The organism is Streptomyces murinus, from assembly GCF_002154555.1.
Taxonomy (GTDB): domain Bacteria; phylum Actinomycetota; class Actinomycetes; order Streptomycetales; family Streptomycetaceae; genus Streptomyces; species Streptomyces murinus.
The window spans coordinates 1-3,726 of the sequence record NZ_MUNF01000778.1; the positions used below are offsets into that span (position 1 = coordinate 1).

Here is a 3,726-nt window from a genome sequence, read left to right on the forward strand (position 1 = left end):
CGCCGGGCGGCTGGCAGCTGATCGGCGCCACCGACGCGGTGCTCTGGGACCACACCCGTGACCCGGCCGCGCTGCTGTCGCCGGGCACGCGGGTGCGATTCGTGCCGGTGGAGGGGCCATGAGCGGGGGCCGGGACGTCGTATCCGTGAAGGTTCTGCCGGTGGAGGGCCCATGACCGACCGTGCGCTCGTCGTCGTACGACCCGGGATGCTGACCACCGTGCAGGACCTCGGGCGGCCCGGGTACGCGCATCTCGGGGTGCCCCGGTCGGGGGCGCTGGATCCGCCCGCGGCGGCGCTGGTCAACCGGCTGGCCGGGAACGGGCCGGACGCCGCGGTGCTGGAGACGACGCTCGACGGATGTGCGCTGCGCCCCCGATCGACGGTGACCGTCGCGGTCGGCGGCGCACCCTGCCCGGTGACGGTCGGCGGCCGCCCGGCGGCCTGGGGCGCGCCCGTGGTGGTGCCCGCCGGTGAGCTTCTGGAGGTGGGCGCGGTGTCGGCGGGAGTGCGCGGCTACCTCGCCGTGCGCGGCGGCATCGCCGTCGAGCCGGTGCTCGGCAGCCGCGCCACCGACCTGCTGTCCGGCCTCGGCCCGGCCCCGCTCGCCGAGGGCACGGTGCTGCCGCTCGGCCGCCCGGCGGGACCGGCCGCGCGCGTGGACACCGCCCCGCAGCCGGGTCCGCCGACGGAACTCGTGCTCCGGGTGACGCCGGGCCCGCGCGCGGACTGGTTCACCGCGCGCGGCCGGTACGACCTGACCGCGCGCGCCTACCGGGTCTCCCCGGCGAGCAACCGCATCGGCCTGCGCACCGAGGGCCCCGCGCTGGAACGCGCCCGCGAGGGCGAACTGCCCAGCGAGGGGATGGTGCTGGGCGCCGTACAGGTACCGCCGGACGGCCGCCCGGTGGTCTTTCTGGCCGACCATCCGACCACCGGGGGCTATCCGGTGATCGCCGTCGTCCACCCCCCCGACCTCCCGGCCGCCGCGCAGGCCCCTCCGGGCACACCGGTCCGCTTCGTACCGGTGGGGCGACACTGACGCCGGACGAGAGAGTCACCCCACCGGACACCGGGCGGCACCGACCTCCAGGGAACGGCGGACGGCACGGACCCGCGTGACCGGCAGCGCCGACCCGGCGGCAGACAGCTCCGCCCCGGATCGGCACATCCCGGCCCCGTGTCACCCGACAGCAGCCGCCCCCTGACCCGCCATCGCGGCAAGAGCCCCGGACACGGACCGGGTGAGCGTCTCCGGGGCGGTCTCCTCGGCGGCCCAGGCCACATGGCCGTCGGGGCGTATCAGTGCCGCGGTCACCCGCCGCCAGGCGTCCCGGTCGTGCGGGGCGAGCGGTGCGGAGTGCACGACGGTGTCCGGGGTCCGGCCGGGCAGTCCTGCCGCCGCCTTGCCGGTGAGGTCCAGCAGGACCCGGCCGCCATCGCGCAGCAGCTCGAACAGCCGCCGCCCGTCGGCGAACCGGAGGTCGGGTGCCCGGCGGCCGGTCAGCGGATGGGCCGAGGCGCCCTCGGCCGGGGGGTAGACCACGGAGAGGCCCGACATCCGCTCGGCGAGGGTCCGGCTGAACTCCGGGACCGTGGCGATGAATTCGCCCAGCAGCCCGCGGAGTGCCTGCCCCTCCGGGGCGTAGGTGGTCATCAGGGCGGTCTGCGCGCGGGTGTTGAGCAGCAGCTCGGCGCCGACCGGATGGCGCTCGCCGTGGTAGCTGTCCAGGAGGCCGTCCGTGGCGGTGCCCCGGAGGACGGCGGCCAGCTTCCAGCCGAGGTTGGTGGCGTCCTGCACGCCCACATTCAGGCCGGGGCCGCCCGCCGGGAAGTGCATATGAGCGGCGTCCCCGGCCAGCAGCACCCGGCCGCGCCGGTAGGTCTCCGCCTGCCGGGTGGCGTTGCCGAAGCGGGAGAGCCAGCGGGGGTCGCGCATGCCGAAGTCGGTGCCCGCTATGGCCGTCACCCGCTCCCGCAGCTCCTCGAAGGTCAGCTCGCCCGGCCGCGCCTGGCGCAGGGTGTCCGGATCATTGCCCACGACCCGGTGCACCCCGCCCGGCAGCGGGAACACCATCAGCTGCCCGCGCGGCCCGCTGACCGCCGGACCGGCCGGCGGCGCGTCCAGCACCACATCGCCCATCCAGGCCCACAGCGTCGCCGCAGTGCCGGGGAAGGCCACACCGGCCGACTCCCGGACCGCGCTGCGTGTGCCGTCGCAGCCCACCACATAGGCGGCGCTCGTCCGGTAGGGGCCGTCCGGACCCTCGACGGTCAGCTCCACCGCGTCCGCGCCCGCCTCGACCCCGGTGACCCGGTGGCCGCGCAGGATCCGCGCGCCGGCCCGCACCGCGTGCTCCTCCAGCAGCTCCTCGGTGCGGGCCTGCGGCAGCGAGAGGGTGAAGGGGAACGGGGTGTCCAGCGGCCGGAAGTCCATTCGCTCGGTCAGCGCGGCGAAGTGGCCGCTCGGTATGCGCACCCCCTCCGCGAGGAAGGGTTCGACCACTCCCCGGCAGTCCAGCACCTCCAGGGTGCGCGGATGCACGGTGAGCGCGCGCGAGTGCGGGCTGCGCCGCGGCCGGGCCTCCAGCACGGTCACCGGCACGTCACGCAGCCGCAGTTCCGCCGCGAGCCACAGTCCGACCGGCCCACCGCCGGCGACGATGACCCCCTCCGCCGCCATGAACTCCGTCAATTCCATGAACCCCTCCTCGGGCACAGTCCGTCCGCACCTCTTGGTCGGTGACCAAGGCGCACTTTCAGTAGACTAGGTCGGTGACCAAGAAGCAAGCTGCGGATGAGACAGCCACCCGATCGAGGCTCGATCTGGAGTCCGTCGTACGGGCCGCCCTCGGCGTGCTCGACGAACGCGGCGCCGAGGCCGTGTCGGTGCGCGGCACGGCCGACCGGCTCGGCGTGCGGATGAACACCGTGCTGTGGCACGCCAAGACGAAGTCACGGCTGCTGGAGCTGGTGGCGGACGCGATCGCCGCCGAGGTGCCGTTGGACGGCCTGCCCGAGGACTGGCGCGCGCGGGTGCGCGAACTGGCCCACCGCTACCGCCACGCACTGCTCGCGCACCGGGACGGCGCCGCGCTGGTGACGGGCACGTACGCGGCCGAGCCGGGCACCCTGCGCTACGCGGACAAGATGCTGGAGGCGCTGCTCGACGGCGGTCTGTCCGAGCGCGACGCGGCCTGGGCCTTCTGGACGGTGCTCTATCTGACGCTCGGCCTCACTCAGGAGCAGCAGGCCCTGGGCGACGCGGGCGAGCACACGCTGAGCACCGCCCTCGCGGCGGGCGACCACCCGTCGCTGAGCCGGGTGGCCGCGCATCTGGAGGACATCGACTTCGACGAACGCTTCGACTACGGCCTGTCCCTGATCCTGCGTTCGCTGACCCCGGCCGAGCCGGACGGCACCCGCCCGGCGGCCGGGGCCGAGGTCAGCTGATACCGACCTCCAGGTCGAGCGGGCCGGATCCGGGCAGTACGGCGCGCGGCGGAAGTCCGGTCAGGGCGTGCGCCCCGGACGGCGTCCGGGCCGGGCACCGCTCCGGAAGCGCGGCCAGCGCGGCGGCGACCGCGGCCGACGCGGCCACATCGAGGTCGGCGCCGGTGCCACGGGCGCTGTGGCGCAGTTCGTCCAGGGCGAGCCGCAGCAGCTGGGGCAGCAGATCGCGGCAGCGCCGGGCGACCCAGGCGGTGCCCGCGATCTGCTGCCCCAG

4 protein-coding genes and 1 pseudogene are annotated in these 3,726 nt (G+C 75.6%); 3 read left to right on the top strand and 2 right to left on the bottom strand.

Annotated elements, in window-relative coordinates; genetic code table 11:
* On the top strand, positions 1-122 hold a 122-nt coding region (locus CCN72_RS34850), incomplete at its 5' end, for a carboxyltransferase domain-containing protein (RefSeq protein WP_143664306.1).
* A 49-nt stretch (positions 123-171) separates the two neighbouring features.
* Positions 172-1,041, top strand: coding sequence for a 5-oxoprolinase subunit C family protein (locus CCN72_RS34855; RefSeq protein WP_086812362.1), 870 nt, complete (start codon positions 172-174; stop codon positions 1,039-1,041).
* 141 nt (positions 1,042-1,182) lie between these two features.
* Here the strand turns inward: CCN72_RS34855 and CCN72_RS34860 are convergent, their stop codons facing one another.
* Positions 1,183-2,682 (bottom strand): FAD-dependent monooxygenase, encoded by a 1,500-nt coding sequence (locus tag CCN72_RS34860; RefSeq protein ID WP_086812366.1) that lies wholly within the window; start codon positions 2,680-2,682, stop codon positions 1,183-1,185.
* Between the two features lie 92 nt (positions 2,683-2,774).
* On the opposite strand from CCN72_RS34860, the gene CCN72_RS34865 reads away from it, so the two are divergent.
* Positions 2,775-3,452 (top strand): TetR/AcrR family transcriptional regulator C-terminal domain-containing protein, encoded by a 678-nt coding sequence (locus CCN72_RS34865; protein WP_086812364.1) that lies wholly within the window; start codon positions 2,775-2,777, stop codon positions 3,450-3,452.
* Here the strand turns inward: CCN72_RS34865 and CCN72_RS41065 are convergent.
* A pseudogene (locus CCN72_RS41065) lies at positions 3,445-3,726 on the bottom strand (hypothetical protein); the annotation flags it as partial. The gene CCN72_RS34865 and the pseudogene CCN72_RS41065 overlap by 8 nt on opposite strands.